Genomic DNA, 20,388 nt, shown 5'->3' on the forward strand with positions numbered 1-20,388 from the left:
GGAATCGGTACTGCCGGTTGATTCTTTTTAAAAAAATAACCGTTCATCCAATATCGCTGATTTATAGGAGGCAGCACCCTAAATTCGCAGATCAATCTTAATCTTATACTAAAACAAGCTTTTTCAGGTATGCAAAAATTATGGATGATTGTCTTGCTGGCCCTGTTCGGCCTGCAGGCCACAGATGCCTCAGCTCAGAGAAGAAAAAAACACCGGCAGCCGGCACCGGTAGCTAAAGCCGATACAGCCAAAAAAACGGCGGTAGGACCTGCCGGGACACCCAAACCTTATAAAGAGGTTATTACTTCAAAAGCGATTTCCACCAAAGGGATGTTTACCGTACACCAGCTGGACGATAAATATTATGTGGAAATTCCGGGACCCATGTTCGGCAGGGACATCCTGGTAGTAGCCCGGTTATCAAAAGCTGCAGCTGGTTTCAGAACCGGTGCCAGCTATGCGGGTGACCAGATTAACTCCAACACCATCCGGTTTGAAAAAGGGCCTGGGAACCGGGTCTATCTTAAAAGACTTTCCTTCCAGGAAATCGGACGGGACAGCACCGAAGGCATGTACCGGAATGTGATGAACAGTAATATTCAGCCAATTGGCGCTTCTTTCGAAGTCAAGGCATGGTCACCCGATTCTGCGGGTGCCGTCATCGATATTACCGAATATGTAAAAGGTGATAATGATTATTTCTTCTTTTCACCAGTCATGAAAAAATACCTGGGGATCGGACAGCTCCAGTCTGATAAGTCCTATATCCTGTCGGCCAGGACTTATCCCTCCAACCTGGAGCTTAAAACAGTAAAGACCTATAGTTTTACACCCCCCAACAACCCCGGTAGTCCACCGAACCCCTACGCTGTCGCCACACCGGTGACATTTGAATTGAATACTTCGCTGGTACTGTTGCCGGAACGCCCTATGCGGCCCCGCTATTTCGACGATCGGGTTGGGTTTTTTACCACCCAGACCATCACCGATTTTGATGTGAACCCCCAGGGTATTGACCGCTATCGCTATATTGCCCGCTATCGGCTGGAGCCCAAACCGGAAGATGTCGAAAAATACAAAAGGGGAGAACTGGTAGAACCGCAGAAACAGATCGTATACTATATCGATCCCACCACGCCTAAAAAATGGATCCCCTACCTGATTCAGGGCGTGAATGACTGGCAGGTAGCTTTTGAGCAGGCGGGATTTAAAAACGCTATTGTGGGCAAACTGGCACCGACCTATGAACAGGACAGCAGTTTCAGTCTGGAAGATGCCCGTAACAGTGTCATCATCTACAAACCCTCCGATATTCCGAATGCCAGTGGTCCCAACGTACACGATCCCCGATCGGGAGAGATCATGGAAAGCCATATTAACTGGTACCATAATGTGATGAGCCTGGTCCGCAACTGGTATATGGTTCAGACGGCTGCGGTGGATCCAAGGGCACGCAAAATGGTCTTCGACGATGAACTGATGGGGCAGCTCATTCGTTTCGTGAGCAGTCATGAGGTTGGACATACACTGGGCCTGCGGCATAATTTCGGCTCCTCTTCCACCGTTCCGGTGGAAAAACTGCGGGATAAGGCATGGGTAGAAGCCCACGGACATACCCCTTCCATTATGGACTATGCCCGATTTAACTATGTCGCCCAGCCGGAGGACCAGATATCCGAAAAAGGGTTATTCCCCCGCATCGGCGATTATGATAAATGGGCAATTGAATGGGGCTATCGCTGGTACTCTGAGCTGAAGAGCGCAGATGCTGAAGTAGCGCCGCTAAATAAATTCACCAGTGAGCAACTTAAAAATCCACGCCTTTGGTGGGGGGATGGCGAAAGTAATCGTACGGATCCCAGAAGTCAGACGGAAGACCTCGGCAATGATGCCATGAAAGCCAGCGATTACGGGATCAAAAACCTCCGACGTATCATTGTGAACCTGCCGCAGTATACCTATCAGGCCAACCGCGACTATAGTAATCTGGCAACGCTGTACAATGAGGTCATCGGACAATTCATCCGCTATACCGGACATGTAAGCCGCAATATCGGTGGTATTGAAAAAACACCCAAGCGGCTGGAGCAGGAAGGCAATGTGTATGGCTTCACGGAGACTGCCATTCAAAAAAAGGCAATGAGCTGGTTGAAAACCAATGTATTTACCACACCCCGCTGGGTGATTCAGGAACAGTATGCGGCACAGACCGGACAAACGCCACTTAGTGTGGTAGCCCGCATACAGCAGAAAGCCATCGATGAGTTGGTCAACCCAGCCACGCTGGGTCGGCTGATCCAGTATGAAGCCGTCAGCGGAGCGGCCGCTTATAGTCCGGCTGAGATGCTGAATGATTTGCGCCAATCGGTATTTTCCGAAATCAAAAGCCGTAAGGCGATCGATATTTATCGTCGGCAATTACAAAAGGCTTACGTGGTAAAACTGCTGGAAATGGTTCAACCCTCCAAACAGGAACTGGAGCAAATGTCAAGGGCTGCAGGTATGAATGCGGCCACCAGCGATATTATTTCAGTGGTCAAAGGCCAACTTCGGCTACTGGCCAGCAGTTTAAAAGCTGCGGCAGGGGCTTATGGGGACAGGGTTTCCAAAAACCATTTACTGGATTTACAGGACCGCATCAAACAAGGACTGGAACCCAAATAATACTGCGCCGACAATAATTCTTAAAAGCAACGGTAATCTCGCCGTTGCTTTTTTTTGCACTGCATACTACAGGCGCCAGGTACTGCGTTCTACTTATATATAAATAATTTCCTTAACATTTCATTGGTAAGGTTATTCCTGTCAATATTATTAGATTTGTAACTATGGCAAAATCCACATCACAAGGCGCATTTTCCTTTCTGGATGAAGTAGAGAAAACGACACCACTACCGAAACCCAAAAAGAACACGTTGAAACCACCTTCTCAGATTGTCGCTGAGGAAACGCCAACTGTGCCACAGGCAATTCCGGCCGAACCACCGCAGGACAGTACCGACATCGCAGCGGTAGATATTACGGACAGGAAGGCGGTTCTGGAAGAAGCCGTCCTGGAGTCAGCGGAACCGGAAAACGAAACGGAAAACCCTGGGGTAACCGCTGTGGCGCCAAAGCCCGTCGAAAAGAAAAATACCCGGGGCCGTAAATCAGTTAAGGAACATAGCCTGGCAGCCGAAAACATTGAAATTCCGGACGAGGAAACCCTGTTTTCCAAGCGCTATTATAGTATGGGGGAAGTCACTGCCATGTTTAAGGAGAACCATTCCCTGATCCGCTACTGGGAAAGTGAATTTGACCTGTTGAAACCCAAAAAGAATGGCAAGGGCGACCGGTTTTTTCGGCCGGAAGATGTAAAAAACCTGTACCTGATCTATGATTTGCTGCGTCGGCGAAAATTTACCATTGAAGGCGCCCGGGAATACCTAAGAAATAATAAGAAAGCAGATGAAAAATTTGCCGCCATACAATCCCTGGAAAAAATGAAAACCTTTTTTCTGGAATTGAAAGCCAGTCTGTAACCACAATCGCCCAGAACAGCCGGCCGGGACGTCCCGGCACGCTCCCGGCGCAATTCCGTATTTTGCGCCTTTCAATTGAAATCATGAAGTATCTACTACTAAGTTCCTTGTTCCTGTTACAACTCACAGCGATCCGGGCTCAAAGTTTTGAATCCGTAAGGGATCGTACCGGAAAACAGTTATTAAAAGGTTTTGTAACCGACAGCATCCTGCAGGCGGACACCGTCAACTTTGGCTGGTACGGCGCGCACCATCAGGCCTATCAACCTGCAGACAGCATTGTAAAAGCGTTTTCGGAAAATAAAGATAAGCTCAGGTTTCTCGTATTTTTCGGTACCTGGTGCGCTGATTCCCATTATGTTCTTCCCCGTTTTTATAAAATTGTAGAAGCAGCAGGTATTGACAAAAAGCATATCACCCTTTTTGCACTGGACCGGACCAAGAAAGATGCGGCCCGGTTTGCCGAGAATCTGAATATACTTCATGTTCCGACCATCATCTTACTCAGGGATGGAAAAGAAACGGGACGGGTGGTAGAATATGGCGTTACAGGTCGCTTTGATCAGGAGCTGGCGAACCTGGCTTTGGCGGAACATCCGTAACTGGTTGCGAATTGACAAGGCTGATATTGGTCATTGTCCCCGTCAGGTTGATCCCTGCAGATTCCAAATATTCCAGAATCTCCAGATTTATCGTCTGCCGGAGCTTCGTATAATCGGCATAAGGAATGGGTCCCGTAAAATATATAACGGTAACCTGCAGTGCCCCTGGACGGATATCATTCAGAAATAAGGTTGTATTCTGTACCTGCCGGCCCTCCAGGATCGCCCGGATTCGATCCAGGAGTTCACGAATCTGACCGGATTTTGTATCGGCTTCCAGTTCCAGTTTCAAATCCGTACGACGTTGGGTCAGGTTGCTATGATTGTCTACCACACTGTCCACCATTTTTTTGTTGGGTACAGTGAGATAGGTTTTGGCATCGGTTCTCAACCGGGTACTGCGCAAACCAATTTTTTCAATATTACCCGCAAAATCACTTCCTTTCACATAGTCGCCGGTGGCAAATGGCTTGTCAAAAAAGATAATAAAGGAAGCGATCAGATTCTCCAGGCTTTCTTTCAGCGCAAGTGCGACTGCGGCGCCTACAATACTCAGTCCCGTTAGCAGCCCTTTGATATCATACCGAAAAACATACTTGAGCAGCAACAGGGTACCAATAATGCCGATGAGTACCTTAATAAAATCTTTGAAGAAGAAAACCAGCTGATGGCTGCCCATCTGGTCGTCCTGAATATAGCGTTCCCTGATCAGCAGAACGGCAAAATCAATACAACGGATCAAAAACCGGAAAAAAGTGAAAATCAGCGCTGCCGTGGCAAGCATCCTGAACAGTTCCTTGAGTTTCAGGTGATAAATACTGAAATCAAGGGCGCGGGGGAAATTGAGCTGATCCAGGGTAACCACCATGATCAGTACGGCAATAAAAAGTCCCAGTGGCCTTGCTACCAGCTTTTTAAAGGATGCAATGTCCAGTTGTTTGTACCTTTTGGTCAGCAACAGGAAAAAGAATTCTACTGTTGAATGGGCCAGGTATTTCTTTAACAGGAATCCCAGCAAAATGACACCCGCTACGATCAGATAACGCTGTACCGTATTATCCCAGATAATCTGACTTAACAGTTCCTCCATTGGTCTTGTTTTTCGAATAGTAAAATTAAAAAATTAACCCCAACAGCAAAGCCTGCATTGATTTACCTTTAAAGCCGAAAATCAAGTCAGTACATGCCGGATTGGGAAGGTAAATCTAAGGGAAATAAAACCGGATACGGAATCTTCATCCGAATCCTTAAAATGGTGGGGGTAGGTCCCGCATATCTGTTGCTGGTATTTGTGGCGGCTTACTACTACCTGTTCAGCCGGAAGTCTTCCAAAGCCATCTGGCAGCTCTACCGTAAAAGACTGGGTTTTTCCGCCGGCAAGTCACTGGTGAAACTGTACCAGAATTATTACCGTTTCGGCCAGGCCATTATCGACCGAATTGCCATGATGGCGGGCATTAAAAACCGTTTTAGTTTTGATTTTGACGGTGAGGAGCACCTGCACAGGATGGTGGCCCAGGGCCGCGGCGGATTGCTGCTAAGCGCGCATATCGGGAACTGGGAGATCGCTGGTCATCTGCTTCAACGTCTCAATACGCCCATTCATATTGTAATGTTTGACGGCGAGCAGGCCCAGCTGAAAGCTTATCTGGAAGCTACTACCGGTCCCAGGAATGCCCATATTATCGTTATCCGGGACAACCTCTCCCATATCTATGAGATTACCCAGGCCCTCCAGCGTAACGAATTGGTTTGCATGCATTCTGACCGTTTTTTACCCGGCAATAAAACGCTGGAGACACCATTGCTCGGCCGGAATGCCCGGTTTCCCCAGGGGCCTTTTGTACTGGCCTCCCGGCTGGAAGTGCCGGTATCCTTCGTATTTGCCCTGAAGGAGACCCTGTTCCATTATCATTTCTTTGCCAGTGAATCTGTCGTTTTTAAAAACAGCAGTTCCGGCAATCCCCAGGCCATCCTGGAAGCATTTGCTGCAGCCATGGAAGCGAAAGTCCGGTCTTATCCTACCCAATGGTACAATTATTATAATTTCTGGAATTAGCCAACAATTGGGGTTGCGGCAAAGTTTCCTTACTTTTAGCGCCCGGCCTGCCGGGTATTTTAATGAGCCTCGTACAGGACATATTAACTGTTATTCCCCAGCGGTCACCCTTTGTTATGGTCGACAGCCTGGAGCATAGTGACGCCCTGGGTGCCGACAGCAGTTTCCTGGTGAAAGCCGGCCATATTTTTGTGGAAGACGGGGTGTTGGGCGAACCGGCATTGATCGAAAACATAGCGCAAACGGCAGCCGCGCATACCGGATATCTTTGCCAGCAGGAAGGTAGGCCGGTACCCGCAGGATTTATCGGCGCCGTTCAGCAATTACGCATTGAAAAAAATCCGGTGGTAGGGGAGTCCCTGCGCACCCGCATACGGGTACGGCACCAGGTTTTTAATGCCACTATTATTGAAGGCGATATTTCGGTAAATGGCCGGAAAATCGCTTCCTGTGAAATGAAGATATTTGTTGCATCCCAGTAATGAAGACGCTCACCCATACGACTGAAGTGCTGATACGTTTCAATGAAGCGGATCCGCTGGGCATTGTCTGGCATGGTCATTATATCCGTTATTTCGAGGACGGCCGGGAGGCTTTCGGCAAAGAATACGGCATCGGTTATATGGATTTCTTCCGTCAGGATATCATCGTACCCATTGTGCATGCCGAATGTAATTATAAACGCCAGCTTAAGTTTGGGGAAAGCGTAAAAGTAGAAAGCATTTATAAGGCGACGGATGCCGCCAAGATCGTCTTTGATTATCGTCTTTATAAATCGATAGACGGGCAACTGGTAGCCACAGGGACTACCACACAGGTATTTCTGGAAAAAGACAGCCAAAACCTGCTCCTGAATAATCCGCCCTTCTTTGAAGCCTGGAAAAAGAAATTTGGATTAGTGTAGCAAGATGCAGGACCCCTATATTATAGCCGACAATATTTATGCACCACTGGGTAGCACGACAGCCGAGAATTTCACGCGGGTCTGTCAGGGTGATTCCGGCCTCCGCCTGCACCATGATCCGGGCAGGAGCCCGGTTCCTTTTTATGCAGCAGTTTTTGAAAAAATTCAGACGGAGGGAGAGCTGACCGCTTTTGAGCAGTTGTTGAAAAACTCCATTCTGGCCGCTACCGGCGGACTGACCGGAATATTGGAGTCAGGCGATACCCTGTTGATCCTGTCTTCTACCAAGGGCAATATCAGCCTGCTGGAAAATCAACCGGTTGATAGGGCGTTAAAAGGCCGGATTGCACTCAGCAGTTCCGCCCGGCAACTACAACAGGTGCTGAAATTGGCACATACGCCCCTGGTTATTTCCAATGCCTGTATCTCTGGTGTACTGGCCATTATCACCGCCCGTCGGCTGCTGGCCGCCGGAAAGTACCGCCATATAATTGTCAGTGGCGCGGACCTGATTACCCGTTTCATCCTTTCGGGCTTCCAGTCCTTTCATGCTGTCAGTGATGAACTTTGCCGGCCATTCGACGCGCAACGGAAAGGCATCAATCTGGGAGAGGCCGCTGCCACCCTTGTCCTGTCTGCCGAAAAACCTGACACCAACGATCCCCTGATCCGATGTGCCGGCGGTGCGGTATCCGGGGATGCCAATCATATTTCCGGCCCTTCCAGAACTGGCGCTGAACTGGCCCAGGCGATGCAGGCGACCATGCAGCAGGCAGGCCACTCTGCTGCTGCCATTGATTTTATTTCTGCCCATGGTACGGCAACCGTCTATAATGATGACATGGAAAGCCGGGCCATAGGTCTCAATGGTCTGGATGCTGTACCGGTCAATAGCCTCAAAGGTTATTACGGCCATACCCTGGGAGCAGCAGGCATTCTGGAAACAGTGATCAGCCTGGAATCACTGCGTCGTAACATTATTGTCCCGACCAGAGGTTTCCAGCAGTCCGGTACAGTTGTACCGATCCATGTCTGTAGTACCCTGTTACATCGCGAGCTCCGCAACTGCCTGAAAACAGCGTCCGGATTCGGAGGTTGTAATGCTGCCATTCTGCTGGAAAAATCAGAATAGATCCGAAAGTAAACTGATATACATTAAATTGAATTCCTAATTTTCACTTTACATGAATTTATATAACAAAGACAAAAAAACTGCACTGGAAGCCAAGCATTATGCCCAGGTGATCGCTCACGGGCCAATCCTGTTTCAGGCTGCCCGTCTACTGCGGGATAAAGGCATTCTCCAGGCTATCGAGGACGCCAGACATGGTATTACCCTTGAAGAAATCGTAGCACGAACCGGACTGCCGGAATACGGCGCCCGGGTATTGTTAGAAGCCGGACTGGGTATGGAGCTTTTAATCATTGATGATACGGACAAATATCTGCTGGCCCGTACCGGATATTTCATGTTGCATGATCCGCTGACCAATGTCAATATGAACTTTGTGCAGGATATCTGCTATAAGGGGATGTATCATCTTGAAGCCTCCATCGATACCGGCAAGCCTGTCGGATTAAAAGAGCTGGGGCAATGGAACACGGTCTATGAAGGCCTTTCTCAACTCAATCAACAACAGCAAAAAAGCTGGTTCGAGTACGATCATTATTTCTCGGATATCGCTTTTCCCGCCGTACTCAGGCATGTCTACAAACCCGAAAATAAGCTGCACCGCTTGTTGGAAATCGGTGGCAATACCGGTAAATGGGCCCTGGCTTCGACCCGATTCGATCCGGATGTAAGTATTACGATTGTAGACCTGCCCGGTCAGGCGGCGATGGCCAAAAAAAATATTGAAGAACTGGGTCTGTCTGAAAGGGTAGACTTCTACCCCGCCAATGTGCTGGATGAAAACGTGCAATTCCCTACCGGTTATGACGGGGTCTGGATGAGCCAGTTTCTGGATTGCTTCTCCGAAGATGAAATCGTCAGTATCCTGCAGCGTTGTGGTAAAGCCATCCATGATCAGGGCGCCATTTATATTCTGGAAGCATTCTGGGACAACCAGCGTTTTGAGACTTCTGCTTTCTGTATCCAGCAACTTTCGCTGTATTTTACGGCGATTGCCAACGGCAACAGCCAGATGTACGACAGCCGGGTATTTAAAAAATGTATTACCAAAGCCGGATTTGAGGTGGTCGAGGAAACCGTAGGCGTCGGACTGGGTCATACCCTGCTGAAGTGCCGCAAAATCTAGGAGCGGGGGATACGGCGCTTTGCAAGAAGCGAATCCTTACCTTTAAAGAACTGTAAAATTTTCAAATTTTTTTTCATGGATACGATTCAAACTGATGTATTGGTCATAGGTGCCGGACCTGCCGGTACCGTTGCCGGGGCAATTGTTAATAAGGCCGGATTTAAAGTCCAGGTCGTCGAAAAAATGAAGTTTCCCCGTTTTGTTATTGGCGAAAGTCTCCTGCCCCGCTGTATGGAAGCGCTGGAGGAAGCCGGGCTGCTGGACAGTGTGCTCCAACAGGGATTCCAGCGGAAAACGGGTGCCAAATTTGTCCGTGATGGCAAGATTTGTGATTATTCTTTTTCGGACCAGTTTACCCAGGGCTGGGATCATGCCTATCAGGTCACCCGTGCCGATTTTGATAAGGCCCTGGCAGACGGCCTGCAGGCGCAGGGCGTACCGATACATTATGAAACGACTGTTACAGGAATCCGATTCGAAGCTGACGGATCTTCCGTTACCACGATAACCGATGCAGATGGCAGGGAAAGCCAGATTGCCGCGCGTTTTATCATCGATGGCAGCGGTTATGGCCGGGTCATTCCCCGCTTATTTGGACTGGACAAACCATCCAATCTGCCGCCACGTAAAGCACAGTTCGTACATATCAAGGACCTCAACCGGCAGATGGATGATGAACCCGACCGCATTACGATCGTCGTACACAAACCCGATGTATGGGTTTGGATTATCCCTTTCGCCACCGGTATAACCTCGGTAGGATTTGTCGGAAATCCGGAATTTTTTGAAAAATACAAGGGAAGTCCTGAAGAGCAAATGCGGGCGCTGATTGCCGATGAGCCCTATATTGCCAAAAGAATGGAAGCCGCGGAATATTTATGGGAACCAAGAATCCTGCAGTCCTGGTCTTCGACCACCGAAAAATTCTATGGGAACGGTTTCGTACTCACCGGAAATGTTACCGAGTTCCTCGACCCCGTCTTCTCTTCAGGGGTAACCCTGGCTACCGTTTCCAGCCAGATTGCCGGTAAACTCGTAGTCCGGCAGCTCCGTGGCGAAACAGTCGACTGGGAAAAAGAATATAGTCTTGAAATGATGCAGGGCGTCAATACTTTCCGTAGCTATGTAATGGGCTGGTATGATACAACCCTGCATACGATCTTCTTCGCCGATAACCAGGACGCAGATATCAAAAGAAAAATCTGCTCGGTTCTGGCGGGATATGTCTGGGATACATCCAATGAATACGTCGACCGGCATGACACGGCCCTCAGAAAACTGGCCAAGACCATCCATCTCCGGGATAGTATTGCGTATATAGACAATGGTTTTAAGGACCCTAAATAGCCGATGACAGCCAATTATTATATTACCGCACACAGCCGGATCGTCGACCGGCAATTATGGTCCGGAGACCGGCTGGTTTTCGAAACAACAGCCGCAGGTCTGGATTGGCTGCATGCGGCCTACGATGCGCTGGAAGTCGGTTATCCCAAATTTTATAAAATGGATCTGCTCTGTAAATCGGGTATGATTGCCTGCGATGTTGTTTTTAAAGAGCAGACACCGGCATTTCCGGAGCAGACGGGACTGGTGTTGTCCAACCATAGCGGGAGTATAGAGGCCGATATAAATTACTATAAATCAGTGGCGGAAATCCCCAGTCCGGCACTTTTTGTCTATACCCTGCCCAATATACTGATTGGTGAGATCAGCATCCGGTATCAATTGAAAGGTGAAAATGCCTTTTTTGTTCAGGAAGCCTTCAATGCGTCCTGGCTGCATGAATATATCACCGGACTCCTGGAAAACCAGGGTATGCAGGCCTGTTTGGGCGGCTGGGTGGAGGTCGAAGATCAACAACCGGAGGCTTTTATTTTCTATGTCGAAAAGGTAAAGCGGCCGGGAAGCCTTAATTTTACCCCTCAGAATTTAGATCATTTGTACAGCAAGTAAATTATGGAAAAGCAAGTACTGGTTCAGGAGTTAAAAGAAAAGATCATCAAGCAGTTGAAACTGGAAGACAAAAAGCCGGAAGATATTGGTGATGATGACCCGCTGTTTGTGGAAGGTCTCGGTCTGGATTCCATCGACGCGCTCGAGCTGATCGTTTTATTGCAGCAGGAATACGACGTCAAACTTAAAAATGCGGAAGAGGGACAGGACGTGTTCCGTTCCGTTAACACCATGGCCGATTATATTCTGGAGCACCAGGTTGGTGCAGCAAATTAATCCCTTCAGCATTCACACGCGATTTTAAAAGCATGGCGGCATCACCCCTTTCCTCAGCGGTTCAGCAAGACCCGCAAGGCCCCCCGGTTTATATTGCAGGTATGGGCGTGATCTCGGCCATTGGCAGGGATTGTGCCGAAAACCTGAGCAGCCTGAAAAACGGAAAGGCCGGTATCCGGCCACTTGAGGGTCTGTCTTCCATTCATACAGGAATTTTGCCGGTTGGGGAAGTGCCTTTCAGCAATAAAGAACTTGCCGCCATGGCGGGCCTGTCTGAAGAAATTTCCCGCACGGCATTGCTGTCGACCATTGCAGCCCGCCAGGCCCTAAACAGTTCGGGACTGGATCCTGCCGCCTGGCGTACAGGTTTTATATCCGCCAACTCCGTCGGCGGCATGGATAAAACAGAAAATTTTTACCCGGAATTTCTACAGGATGCCGGGGCGGGCCGGCTCCGTGAAGTCGTGCATCATGAATGTGGCGCTGTCACCGAAATTACCGCCCGCGCACTCGGCATCCGCGATTTTGTAACTACCGTAAGTACCGCCTGTTCCTCATCGGCCAACAGTATTTTTCTGGCCGCGCGGCTGATTCGTCAGGGCCTGCTGGATATGGCGATCGCCGGTGGTGCGGACGCCCTGACCCGGTTTACCCTCAATGGATTCAATACCCTGATGATCCTGGATCAGGAGCCCTGCCAGCCCTTCGATGAACACCGCAGGGGGCTGAATCTGGGTGAAGGAGCCGGTTATCTGGTGCTGGTCTCTGAAACGCTGGCTGCCAGGATGGCCGAAAGACCGCAGATACAACTGAGCGGCTGGGCCAATGCCAATGATGCGCACCACCAAACTGCTTCCTCGCCGGAAGGAACCGGCAACCTGCTCGCCATGTCAGCAGCGCTGAAAAAAGCAGGTCTCCGACCCGCCGATATCAGCTATATCAACCTTCATGGAACCGGTACCCTTAATAACGATATTGCGGAGGGCAGTGCCATTCGAACATTATTTGAAGGAGCTTACCCCCCTTTGAGCTCCACCAAGTCCTTTACCGGCCATACCCTGGGCGCCAGTGGTGGTATCGAAGCTGTATACGCGGTACTGGCCCTGCAGCAGGGACTGATCTTTCCCAACCTCCGTTTCCAGACGCCCATGAAGGAATTACCCTTCCAACCTGTCACCAGTCTACAACCGCAGGTCCTGCGGCATGTACTTTCCAACTCTTTTGGTTTTGGCGGCAACTGCAGCGCCCTGGTTTTCAGCCGCGTTCCGGATTAGCGCATTTTTTGTATTTTCAAGGTCGCAGGAAGCTTTGCCATATGAGCTGCAGGCAAAAAGGGAATGATTTTGTCCGGCCCTCAATTCACCAGGATAGGTTTTTCGTCCAGGAAGCTTCACTTATTCTTATTGGACCGCCCGCTTGCGCGACATAAAAATATAGACATGCATAAAAGATTTCAGATAGGCATTTACCGGCTCTTACAATTTTCCGAAGCCCTCGCTGTTGCAGGTATACTGGTGTTTTTCAGCCAATGTACAGGTCAGCAGAAAATAGCCGACAATCCCCCGACATTACAGGTATCGACCAGCCCCCTGCCTGAAGTGCGCCGGGAGTTTCGGGCGGCCTGGGTAGCTACCGTGGCCAATATCAACTGGCCGAGTCAGCCCGGCCTGTCCACTGACCGACAACAGGACGAGGCCATCAGACTGCTGGACTTCCTGCAGGCACACCATTTTAACGCCGTCATTTTTCAGGTAAGACCTCAGGCCGATGCCCTCTACCAGAGCGACCTGGAACCCTGGTCTTATTTTCTGACCGGAAAGCAGGGTCAGGCGCCAGATCCCTATTACGATCCCCTGCAGTTCTGGGTCCGGGCGGCCCATCAACGTGGACTGGAACTGCATGTCTGGCTCAATCCATATCGGGCGCATCATGTATCGGGAGGGCCGGTTACCGACAGCTCTGTGGTAAAAAAAATGCCCGGGCTGGTGCACAGGCTGCAGGAAGGTTACTGGTGGTTTGATCCTTCCCTGAAAGCAACACGCGATCATGGCTTGCATGTGATCCGGGACATTGTCAAACGTTATGATATTGACGGTGTTCATTTTGACGATTATTTTTATCCCTATCCTTCCTACAACGGTAATGCCGATTTTCCCGATAGTAGTAGTTGGAACCAGTACCTAAAAAACGGCGGTCGGCTGACACGCAGTGACTGGCGCCGGGAGGCTGTCAATCAATTTATTGAGCAGGTATACAAGGTTATCAAAACAGAAAAAAAGCAAGTCCGTTTTGGACTCAGCCCCTTTGGCATCTGGCGTCCCGGCCACCCGGCTGCTGTTACCGGTTTTGATCAGTATGAACAATTGTACGCCGACGCCAAATACTGGCTGAACCAGGGCTGGGTCGACTACTTTTCACCACAGCTTTACTGGCCCATTGACCGGCAGGGACAGAGTTTTCCTGTATTGCTGGGCTGGTGGTCCACCGAAAATACCCACCACCGTCATTTATGGCCCGGTATCAGCATCGGCCGCGACAGCAGTAAGGCCAATATCAGGGAAGTCATCAACAAAATCATGATCACCAGAGGGATGCTGCCCCAAAGCCCCGGATTGGTACACTGGAGCATCTCCTCCCTGACCCGTAACCCGCCCCTGGCCAGGGCACTGCTCGAAGGGCCCTATCAGCAGCAGGCACTGGTCCCAGCCAGTACCTGGCTGGATCCGGACCCACCCGCCGCACCGGCATTGAAAATCAGCAGGAAGGATGACAGCCTACGAATCAGCTGGACCGATAGCCAACCCGCGGATGTATTCCACAGGGTCCTGTACTACCAGTATGGAGATCAATGGCAATACCGGATTTTCAACAACGGAGAACAACAGGTGACTATAGCGCTCGAACAGTCTGGTCGGCAACTGGTGCAGCTGGCGGGATCCTCGGTGGATCGTTGTGGAAATGAAAGTGCTAAAACTATTATCGCAGCTGGTGTCGCTACGAAACCGGCCATCCTGCCCCGAAGCAGCTGGCAGGCAGCGACTGCCCGGCCGTATAAGCCGCAGCAACCGGTTCGTATTACGATACACCATGAAGGAGGCAGGGTGCTGGCTGACACCGCAAATGCAGCTTTGCGGTTAAAAAACCTGCAGGCCTGGTGTATGGGGCCTGATCGTAACTGGACAGATATCCCCTATCATTTCCTGATCGCGCCGGACGGCACTATTTTCGAAGGCCGCGATCCGGCAACTGTGGGAGAGACCTATACTGAATATGATCCGGAGGGACATTTACTGATCTGTCTGCTGGGCAACTACGAAAAACAGGAGCTGGGTCCGGCGGCCCGCAATAGTCTTGCCCGGCTGATTGCCTATTGTTGTCAGCAGTATGGTATCGATCCCGGCAGTATCGCCTGCCATCGGGATTACTGTAAAAACACCGATTGCCCGGGAAAAAATATTTATCCCTATGTTAAGGACGGAACCCTGCTTCAGCATGTCCGGGCCCTGATGGCCCGCGGCGACTGATTTCAATTAATCAGCGGCGTATCCAGTTCTGCGAGTGATGCCTGAATCTGTTGATCGGTAAGTTCATGTCGGTGGATCCGGCCCTCAAAATAATCCTGGTAGGCTTTCATGTCAAAATTACCATGCCCGCAAAGATTGAATAAAATCGTTTCGGAGCGGCCTTCACGTTTACAGCGCTCCGCCTCTCTGATCGCTGTGGCAATGCCATGCGTTGCTTCGGGTGCCGGGATAATTCCCTCCGTTCTGGCAAATGTGATGCCGGCTTCAAAGACTTCGAGATTGTCATGGGCGCTGGCTTCGATCAGTCCGTCTTTGAGGAGCTGACTGACAATGGCACCGGCACCATGGTAGCGCAGGCCACCGGCATGTATGGGTGCAGGCACGAAATTATGCCCCAAGGTGTACATGGGTAAAAGCGGGGTCATCCCTACGGTATCGCCAAAATCATAACGAAAGACGCCACGGGTTAATTTGGGGCAGGAGGTCGGTTCACTGGCAATACATCGGATTTTCTTGCCCGTCTCAAAATTCAGGCGCAGGAAGGGGAATGAAAGGCCGGCAAAATTAGAACCACCGCCAAAGGGAGCAATCACTACGTCGGGCAGGTCGCCGGCTTTCTCCAGTTGCTTATATGCTTCCAGGCCAATGATGGTCTGGTGCAGGAGTACATGGTTTAATACACTTCCCAGCGCGTACTTGGTATCCTCCCGCTGCGCGGCGACTTCTACGGCTTCAGAAATAGCGATGCCCAGGGAGCCTGGACTATTGGGATCTGCTGCCAGGATTTTTCTGCCTGCCTCGGTCGTATTACTGGGTGAAGCAATGACCTGGGCGCCCCAGGTATTCATCATTACTTTACGGTAAGGTTTGTGCTCATATGAAATCTTCACCATAAAAACTTCGCACTCAATATCAAAGAGGTTGCAGGCAAAACTCAGCGCACTGCCCCACTGGCCGGCGCCGGTTTCTGTTGCTATGCGCTTCACCCCTTCCTTCTTGTTATAATAGGCCTGAGGGACAGCGGTATTGGGTTTATGTGATCCTGCCGGACTGACGCCCTCATATTTATAATAAATTTTGGCCGGCGTATCCAGTGCTTTCTCCAATTCATAGGCCCGGTACATGGGCGTAGGCCGCCAGAGGCTGTAGATATCCCGCACTTCCTCGGGTATGTTGATCCATTTCTCTGTGGAAACTTCCTGTTCAATCAGCGCCTGTGGAAAAAGCGGGGCCAGGGCCTCAGGACCGATGGGTTCCCTGGTACCCGGGTGCAGGGGTGGTAAGGGTTTGTTCGGCATATCGGCCACAATATTGTACCATTGTTCCGGTATCTCCTGTTCGCTGAGGGTGATTTTTCTTGCTTTCATCTATTTATTATTTTTTTTTGGTTCAGGTAAAGCTGCTGCATCGAAAATCTCATCAGCAGGCAATTCGTTACTGCGTGTAGTCGTTTAAAAATCCTTTGGTGCGTATTTCAAATATATCTGATATTCCGGATATCTGATACATCGCGGACAAACAGTTTAGTGTCGGAATAATTACGGAGCCATCCCCGCGGGCTTTCACCTGAAAGAGGTTATATTTGGAAGTATATAATGATCCCCGGATCAGTGAACCCGTCAATAACAACGAAACAGGAGCTTGCAGTACAACGGTAGTTCCTCCTGCAATCCGGTTTTGCCATTAACCATTAAATAGTCAAGAATGAAGCGCAGAAATTTTATCCAACAGTCCGCCATGGGCGCCCTGGCTTTCACCATTGTTCCCCGTTCCGTATTGGGAGGCACCGGCTATATTGCCCCCAACGACCGGATTAATCTGGGTTATATCGGTGTTGGAAAACAGTCCCATGGACTGGTTAATGCCATTAATGTGCCCAAAGAAACCCTGGTCGTCGCAGCGAGCGACGTTTACCGTCAGAAACTTGAGCAGTTTATCGGTCTGGCCAGAAAAGCCAATGCGGAAAAAGTGGCTACTGAAATCAAGGGGTATGAGGATTACAGGGAGCTGTTGGAAAGAAAAGATATAGATGCTGTGGTCGTCGCGACACCCGACCATTGGCATGCCCAGGTTGTCATTGACGCCGCTAAGGCAGGAAAAGACATCATGTGCGAAAAACCGCTTTCTCTGACGATTGCTGAAGGCCGGGCCATGGTCGACGCGGTGAGAAAATACAAAAGAGTCCTGCAAACCGGCAGTATGCAACGCTCTCAATACAATTTTCGACAAGCCGCAGAGCTGGTCGTCAACGGCTATATCGGGAAAATAACCGAGATCAACGTTTCCGTCGGGGAGCCGGTAAAACAATGTGATTTACCCACGCAGCCGGTGCCTGAAGGACTGAACTGGGATCGTTGGGTCGGCCCTTCCCTGTACCGCGGTTTTAACGAAATTCTGGCCCCAGCCCCCGATGCCAGGCAATGGGCCTGGTGGCGGGGATACCGCGGCTTTGGAGGCGGGTATATCACCGATTGGGGTGCTCATATGTTTGATATTGTACAATGGGCGCTGGATATGGATGGTTCCGGACCCGTCAAATTCAGTCCACCTAAAAAACCGGAAGCCACCAGCGGCCTGTCCTTTAAATACGCCAACGGTGTAACCGTAAACCATAAAAAATGGGGCGAGGGTAACGCCATCCAGTTCATCGGCGAAAAAGGAAAGATTGAAGTCAGTCGCAGTTTTCTGCGCACGGAACCCGCTAACTTGGCAAAGTTTACTTTCAGTAGCAAGGACAAGAGGCTCTATTATAGTGAGAACCATTATCAGGACTGGATAAATGCCATTAAGAAACGTTCGCGTCCGATTTGTGATGTGGAAATCGGCCATCGGAGCGCTACTGTCTGCAATGCCGTTAATATCGCTTACGAACTGCAGCAGGACCTGGATTGGGATCCCGTCAGGGAACGTTTCGGTCAGGACAGTGCCAATCTGATGCTGGGACGCCCCTATCGGGGTCAATGGGATTTCAGGAAATTCTAAAGATGGTCCTTCCGGAACGATTGCCGCCTGCTGCAAAATATTGTGGTAAAACGCATCCGTTCATTTAATTTCGCCAGTTTCAGTTATGATGCCGGATATACTATCAGATACCCACGCAGGCAGTTCCCAGAGGAAGGTCCTGGGTTTTATCCGGAGTACGGGTGCCGTATCTCCACAGACTTCTTATGAGCAGCTGATCCGGGAGCCCGCCCGCTATAGTGGCGAACAGCTGACCTGTATTGAACCGGACTACACCCAATTTATCGACCCCAGGTTGATCAGACGCATGAGCCGCATCATCAAAATGGGCATGGCTGCTGCCATGCAATGCCTTCGGGATGCCGGCCTGGACGAACCTGATGCGATCATTACCGGAACGGCTTATGGTTGTCTGGCGGATACAAATGTCTTTCTGACGCGGATGGTAGAATTTAAAGAGACTTTGTTGTCGCCCACCGCATTTATCCAAAGCACCCACAATACCGTAGGCGCCCAGATCGCGTTGCAATTAAAATGTCATCAATATAATAATACCTATGTCCATCGGGGCGCTTCCTTTGAATCTGCGATGATGGACGCCATTTCCCTGCTGGCAGAAGGTGCTGCCCAACACCTGCTGGTAGGCGCGGCAGATGAAATCACAGAAAATAGTCATGCCATCCTCCGGCGCTTCGGTAATTACCGGGAGGCAGGCGACTCCCGGTATCTGGCAGAAAACCCCGCCACCGGCACCATGGCGGGAGAAGGCGCGGCTTTTTTTACCCTTACCCGACAACCGGTTCCAGGTTCCCTGGCAGCCCTTGAAGGCATGCAGATCCGTTTTGAACCGACAGCCGACCCCGGCAAAATGATTACCGCTTTTATGCAACAGCTGCAAATAGACCCCGATCAGATCGACCTGGTGTTGCTGGGCATCAATGGTGACCGTCAGGACGCTGCACATTACCAACAGGCAACCATGGGCCTTTTTGACCACAGCAAGATCAGGACCTATAAGAATTATTGCGGTGAGTACCCGAGTTCCGCGGCTTTTGCACTTTGGCTGGCCGTTAATATGCTTCAGGATGCCAGTACCGCCAACGGGAAGCCTCCGCAACGTATCCTGATTTATAATAATTATAAATTGCAGTATCCGGCGCTTTACCTGCTTGCAGCATGTTAAGATTTAAAAAGGCCAATATGATATTCGGGCTCCTGCTGGGCCTGCTGATGGTGTGGGATCTGCTGTTGCCCCTCCCGGTTATTTTTTATATTTTGACTGCCCTCGCTTATCTGTCATTGCTGTTCTATGGAAGCTATTCGATCCGGTCCGGGTTCTACCTGCGGGCAAATTGCCGGGCGGTCACCGAAGAAAAGCAGATTGCCCTCAGTTTTGATGACGGTCCGGGTCAGTTTACGAAGCAGATTCTGGAAGTACTGGATCGCTACCAGGTACCGGCCACTTTTTTTTGCATCGGTCGCCGGATCGAAAACGATCCGGTCGGATTGAAAAAAATCTTCGAAGCTGGGCATAGTATAGGGAATCACTCCTATCACCACAGCCCTGCTTTCGATTTCTGGACCACGGCAAAAGTCCGGGCAGATCTGCAGCGGACCAGCACCCTGATCCGGCAAGTCACGGGACGAAGCCCGGCCTGGTTCCGTCCGCCCTATGGCGTGACCAATCCCCGTATTGCCAAAGCCGTCCATCAACTGGGTTATCAGGTAATGGGCTGGAGCGTCCGTTCCCTGGATACCCAGGCCAGAAACCCGGAAAAACTTTTGAACAACACGCTTAACCGCCTGCATCCCGGGGCCATTGTATTGTTCCATGATACTATGGCGCTTACGCTTGAAATACTGCCGCGTTTTATTCAACTGGCACAGGAAAGGGGCTATGAAATTGTTGCAATGGATAAACTATTAAATTTGCCGGCCTATGCTGATTGATCATCTTTTTATTATCCAATCTTTTGAAACTGCCACAGGCAGGGTCCGGGCCCTGGTGGGTATACAGCCGGAGCATCCGATTTTTGAAGGTCATTTTCCGGGTCAGCCTGTACTACCGGGTGTTTGCCAGTTACAGCTTATCAAAGAACTCCTGGAAAAAACGCTTGATAAAAAGCTTTTTTTGCAGGAGGCAGCACAGTGCAAGTTCCTCCAGATGGTGGATCCCCGACAAACGAATCAGCTGGAAGTGGAAATCAGTTTTGATGATTCAACACCAGGAAGCGTTTCAGTTCAGGGGCAGCTCCGAAGTGCATCCAACGTATTTTTAAAAATGAACGGCTCCTATCTGATCAGGAATTGAAGGGGTCGGTAACGAA

19 protein-coding genes are annotated in these 20,388 nt (G+C 50.1%); 17 read left to right on the forward strand and 2 right to left on the reverse strand.

The window, feature by feature from the left end:
• The first annotated feature begins 129 nt into the window (after positions 1 to 129).
• The 3 genes from ACYVI9_RS02110 (at position 130) to ACYVI9_RS02120 (ending at position 4,123) form a co-directional block, all read left to right on the forward strand.
• A complete protein-coding gene (locus tag ACYVI9_RS02110) occupies positions 130 to 2,664 on the forward strand; it encodes a zinc-dependent metalloprotease (RefSeq protein WP_460760001.1) in 2,535 nt (844 codons plus the stop codon).
• Positions 2,665 to 2,828: 164 nt separating this feature from the next.
• Positions 2,829 to 3,521, forward strand: a complete 693-nt coding sequence (locus tag ACYVI9_RS02115; RefSeq protein ID WP_460760004.1) for a MerR family transcriptional regulator — start codon at positions 2,829 to 2,831, stop codon at positions 3,519 to 3,521.
• 83 nt (positions 3,522 to 3,604) lie between these two features.
• The gene (locus ACYVI9_RS02120) at positions 3,605 to 4,123 is read left to right on the forward strand and encodes a thioredoxin family protein (RefSeq protein WP_460760007.1); all 519 of its coding nucleotides are present in this window, start codon (positions 3,605 to 3,607) and stop codon (positions 4,121 to 4,123) included.
• Here ACYVI9_RS02120 and ACYVI9_RS02125 read toward each other — a convergent pair.
• Positions 4,068 to 5,213 carry a mechanosensitive ion channel family protein gene (locus ACYVI9_RS02125; RefSeq protein ID WP_460760010.1) on the reverse strand — a complete coding sequence of 382 codons (1,146 nt, stop codon included), beginning with the start codon at positions 5,211 to 5,213 and terminating at the stop codon, positions 4,068 to 4,070. The two genes, ACYVI9_RS02120 and ACYVI9_RS02125, sit on opposite strands and share 56 nt — an antisense overlap.
• Before the next feature lie 93 nt (positions 5,214 to 5,306).
• Here ACYVI9_RS02125 and ACYVI9_RS02130 point away from each other — a divergent pair, with 93 nt between their 5' ends.
• The 10 genes from ACYVI9_RS02130 to ACYVI9_RS02175 all read left to right on the forward strand — a co-directional run bounded on the left by ACYVI9_RS02130 (position 5,307) and on the right by ACYVI9_RS02175 (position 15,100).
• A complete protein-coding gene (locus ACYVI9_RS02130) occupies positions 5,307 to 6,182 on the forward strand; it encodes an LpxL/LpxP family acyltransferase (protein ID WP_460760012.1) in 876 nt (291 codons plus the stop codon).
• 62 nt (positions 6,183 to 6,244) lie between these two features.
• A complete protein-coding gene (locus tag ACYVI9_RS02135; protein ID WP_460760015.1) occupies positions 6,245 to 6,664 on the forward strand; it encodes a 3-hydroxyacyl-ACP dehydratase in 420 nt (139 codons plus the stop codon).
• Positions 6,664 to 7,086 (forward strand): acyl-CoA thioesterase, encoded by a 423-nt coding sequence (locus tag ACYVI9_RS02140; protein WP_460760018.1) that lies wholly within the window; start codon positions 6,664 to 6,666, stop codon positions 7,084 to 7,086. Before ACYVI9_RS02135 ends, ACYVI9_RS02140 begins: the two co-directional genes overlap by 1 nt.
• Positions 7,087 to 7,090: 4 nt before the next feature.
• On the forward strand, positions 7,091 to 8,218 hold the full coding sequence (locus tag ACYVI9_RS02145) for a beta-ketoacyl synthase N-terminal-like domain-containing protein (protein ID WP_460760020.1): 1,128 nt from the start codon (positions 7,091 to 7,093) through the stop codon (positions 8,216 to 8,218).
• Between the two features lie 52 nt (positions 8,219 to 8,270).
• A complete protein-coding gene (locus ACYVI9_RS02150; RefSeq protein WP_460760023.1) occupies positions 8,271 to 9,344 on the forward strand; it encodes a methyltransferase in 1,074 nt (357 codons plus the stop codon).
• 75 nt (positions 9,345 to 9,419) lie between these two features.
• Entirely contained in the window at positions 9,420 to 10,691 is a 1,272-nt protein-coding gene (locus ACYVI9_RS02155) for an NAD(P)/FAD-dependent oxidoreductase (RefSeq protein ID WP_460760025.1), read from the forward strand.
• A gap of 3 nt (positions 10,692 to 10,694) precedes the next feature.
• A complete protein-coding gene (locus ACYVI9_RS02160) occupies positions 10,695 to 11,300 on the forward strand; it encodes a hypothetical protein (protein WP_460760027.1) in 606 nt (201 codons plus the stop codon).
• A gap of 3 nt (positions 11,301 to 11,303) precedes the next feature.
• Positions 11,304 to 11,576 carry a phosphopantetheine-binding protein gene (locus ACYVI9_RS02165; RefSeq protein ID WP_460760030.1) on the forward strand — a complete coding sequence of 91 codons (273 nt, stop codon included), beginning with the start codon at positions 11,304 to 11,306 and terminating at the stop codon, positions 11,574 to 11,576.
• Positions 11,577 to 11,608: 32 nt separating this feature from the next.
• A complete protein-coding gene (locus tag ACYVI9_RS02170; RefSeq protein ID WP_460760032.1) occupies positions 11,609 to 12,850 on the forward strand; it encodes a beta-ketoacyl-[acyl-carrier-protein] synthase family protein in 1,242 nt (413 codons plus the stop codon).
• A 165-nt stretch (positions 12,851 to 13,015) separates the two neighbouring features.
• Entirely contained in the window at positions 13,016 to 15,100 is a 2,085-nt protein-coding gene (locus ACYVI9_RS02175; RefSeq protein ID WP_460760035.1) for a family 10 glycosylhydrolase, read from the forward strand.
• A 2-nt stretch (positions 15,101 to 15,102) separates the two neighbouring features.
• On the opposite strand, the gene ACYVI9_RS02180 is transcribed toward ACYVI9_RS02175, so the two are convergent.
• Positions 15,103 to 16,467 carry a TrpB-like pyridoxal phosphate-dependent enzyme gene (locus ACYVI9_RS02180; RefSeq protein ID WP_460760037.1) on the reverse strand — a complete coding sequence of 455 codons (1,365 nt, stop codon included), beginning with the start codon at positions 16,465 to 16,467 and terminating at the stop codon, positions 15,103 to 15,105.
• 337 nt (positions 16,468 to 16,804) lie between these two features.
• Here ACYVI9_RS02180 and ACYVI9_RS02185 point away from each other — a divergent pair, with 337 nt between their 5' ends.
• The 4 genes from ACYVI9_RS02185 (at position 16,805) to ACYVI9_RS02200 (ending at position 20,372) form a co-directional block, all read left to right on the forward strand.
• Positions 16,805 to 18,082: a Gfo/Idh/MocA family protein gene (locus ACYVI9_RS02185; protein WP_460760040.1), complete on the forward strand. Its 1,278-nt coding sequence runs from the start codon at positions 16,805 to 16,807 to the stop codon at positions 18,080 to 18,082.
• Between the two features lie 85 nt (positions 18,083 to 18,167).
• Positions 18,168 to 19,244: a beta-ketoacyl synthase chain length factor gene (locus ACYVI9_RS02190; RefSeq protein ID WP_460760042.1), complete on the forward strand. Its 1,077-nt coding sequence runs from the start codon at positions 18,168 to 18,170 to the stop codon at positions 19,242 to 19,244.
• A gap of 17 nt (positions 19,245 to 19,261) precedes the next feature.
• Positions 19,262 to 20,011, forward strand: coding sequence for a polysaccharide deacetylase family protein (locus ACYVI9_RS02195; RefSeq protein WP_460760045.1), 750 nt, complete (start codon positions 19,262 to 19,264; stop codon positions 20,009 to 20,011).
• Positions 20,001 to 20,372, forward strand: a complete 372-nt coding sequence (locus tag ACYVI9_RS02200; RefSeq protein ID WP_460760047.1) for a 3-hydroxyacyl-ACP dehydratase — start codon at positions 20,001 to 20,003, stop codon at positions 20,370 to 20,372. Before ACYVI9_RS02195 ends, ACYVI9_RS02200 begins: the two co-directional genes overlap by 11 nt.
• Positions 20,373 to 20,388: the final 16 nt, after the last annotated feature.

This window comes from Niabella terrae (genome assembly GCF_054783135.1).